This is a genomic window from Methanoregula sp., assembly GCF_002835825.1.
Lineage (GTDB): Archaea > Halobacteriota > Methanomicrobia > Methanomicrobiales > Methanospirillaceae > Methanoregula.
On sequence record NZ_PIZH01000360.1, the window covers coordinates 1 to 2,218 of the forward strand.

Annotated in this window: 2 protein-coding genes; both read right to left on the reverse strand. The window is 49.2% G+C overall.

Annotation, left to right across the window (positions count from 1 at the left end; translation table 11 throughout):
- Positions 1-185 precede the first annotated feature (185 nt).
- Entirely contained in the window at positions 186-1,637 is a 1,452-nt protein-coding gene (gene tnpC / locus CW742_RS11025; protein ID WP_292420355.1) for an IS66 family transposase, read from the reverse strand.
- Positions 1,576-2,169, reverse strand: coding sequence for a hypothetical protein (locus CW742_RS11030; RefSeq protein ID WP_292420358.1), 594 nt, complete (start codon positions 2,167-2,169; stop codon positions 1,576-1,578). Before CW742_RS11030 ends, tnpC begins: the two co-directional genes overlap by 62 nt.
- Positions 2,170-2,218: the final 49 nt, after the last annotated feature.

Genomic DNA, 2,218 nt, shown 5'->3' on the forward strand with positions numbered 1-2,218 from the left:
GTTGTCACGGTGCCATCAGCGGCTCTGCACCGGACTATGAGTCTGTAAAAGGGCATAGTCCTTATTCAACCACCAGGATAAAATTTGGATCCGGACGTAAAATCTCACCAAAAAATGTGAACGGAAAAAAAGATGGAACAATTGCAGCATTTACAAATTAAGTTGGTAACTATTCAGCCCGCCCGTTAAGCGTGTAACGGGATGAAAGGCGTTCCCTGAAAAGCCCCGGCAAGCGAATCGAGAACCGGCCTCTCATTTTTCTTGACGGTTGAGATATATCCGCGAATCCTGCAGAAAGCGGCAGCCCCCACTTCGCTGCGGAAGGTACCGGAGATTTTCTGCTGGAGTTTGGCCATTCGGATATCCCGTTCCGCCAGATTATTCGTGAAGGGAATTGAGAAATTGTACATGAACGCCAGGATCTCGTGAGGGAAATTCCTGCACCGGTTGAGCAGGTTTTTCGCTTTAGACTGTTTCTTACGACCGCGTTTAGTTGGAGAATCCGAAATGACTGCGGAGGGGATCTCGTTCAATCCCTTTTCAAGGATCCGGAAATACCGCTCTTCGAAATCCGCAATCTTCGAAGAACCGAGAGAACACGAGTGCGCCCGTGCAGCATCCACCTCCTGTTTGATCTCCAGAATCAGAGAATGCAGATCCTGACTCCATGTTTGCTGATAATTCTCCGAGATGCCGTTCAACTCGCGAAGCAGATGAGCGTTGCAGATCGCATGACGACCCGGGTACCGGAAGTAAGGAGCCCAGAAATCATGAACCATCGTACCTTTGAACCGGGGCAGGATCTGCATATCGTCGGTTGCCCGTTTTCCCCGTTTTCGGTGATGACCATACCACGTCAGGAAATCGGTACTTGCAACGTGTAACCATTGCCTGATTCCAGCAACCCGCATACCGGTCTCGTCAACATGAATTACATCTGATCCGGTCAGGAGTTCTCGTATTTGTTCTTCAACTCCTGCAAGGTTCCGGTAGTTCTCCCAAACTGCATTCACCAGGGTCCCGGTGCTCAAAGAACGTCCGAAGATATCGGAGAAAGTCTCCCGGATCCGATCATAAGGGATCAGTTGGTAGACGCAAAGATACACCATCAGTGCCTTGAGGTTCTGGCCATACTGGACGGGGAACTGCACATCCGACGGGAAATCTGCCCGGTTCACCCGGCCACAGTGCGGACACCGTTTATGCTCGGCGCGGTGTTCGGTTACCTGTATCCGGAACTCAGCGTCATGAACCTGGCGACGCTCAATCTTGACCGGGTTCTCATCCACAAGTGATGCTCCGCATCCCTGGCATTCCCGAACCTGATGTACTTCGATCTCATCCGGGTTGTCCACCATCTCAAGGGTCTGGCCTTTATGCCCTTTCTGTCCACCGGGCGGTCTTTCTCCTCTTTTCCGGGGACTCTGGACTCTTCTGAAGCCATCCATCGATGGCGGCTGACTGCTGTTCCGACTGGTCCGGTTTAACCGCGCCTCTAACTCGGCTATCCGCGCTTCCAATTGGACTATCCTTTCAGTGAGTTGGGTGATAAGGCGATCCTGTTTCTCTATGATGTCAACTACGGCTTCCGGATTTGTCCGGCATAATTCCAGTAACTCGGCCCGGTTGACTGCCATCTATTGTTATTGAGGTACTCTTAGTATTTCGATCTGCCGGTTTGGTTCGCGAGAAGGGGGCTGAATAGTTACAAAATAACAAGGTAGAACGGTTTGGAATTGGAATTTCTCCCCCTCTGCCGACTTTTCGAAGCACCGTATTCCCAATAAGTATTTCATACGTAAAGGGAATCGCCGGATATCCCTCGAACGGACTTTGTGCTTCCCAGGATGCCAAATCAAGAATAATCTCTCCATGCGGGGTCGCTTTTTTCACGGTGTCAAAAGGGTAATGGATTTGATCTTCATATCCTCCATTTTCTTTTAAGTGAGCTATCAATATTTTCCGGGTTGTGTCATCTGTTACAAAATCGATATCCTGAGATCCATAATACGGGTTATATGCATCAACAGCCCAGCCACCAATCAAAACGGTTGCTGGCCTTTCCCGATTCAACTGTCCGGAAATCAATCGTGTTATTATCTGAAGTTCGTCACGGGATAATTCGACAATTGCCGGAGAAGGATTATAGGAAGATCTAGAGTATCTCATACTTTTCGACCATAACTCTTGTTAAGTCCATTGCACTATATCCCAAACC

Excerpts from the sequence above, each read along its gene's own strand:
- CW742_RS11030 (WP_292420358.1), bottom strand. The coding sequence starts at position 2,169 with ATGAGATACTCTAGATCTTCCTATAATCCTTCTCCGGCAATTGTCGAA.
- tnpC (WP_292420355.1), bottom strand. The coding sequence starts at position 1,637 with ATGGCAGTCAACCGGGCCGAGTTACTGGAATTATGCCGGACAAATCCG.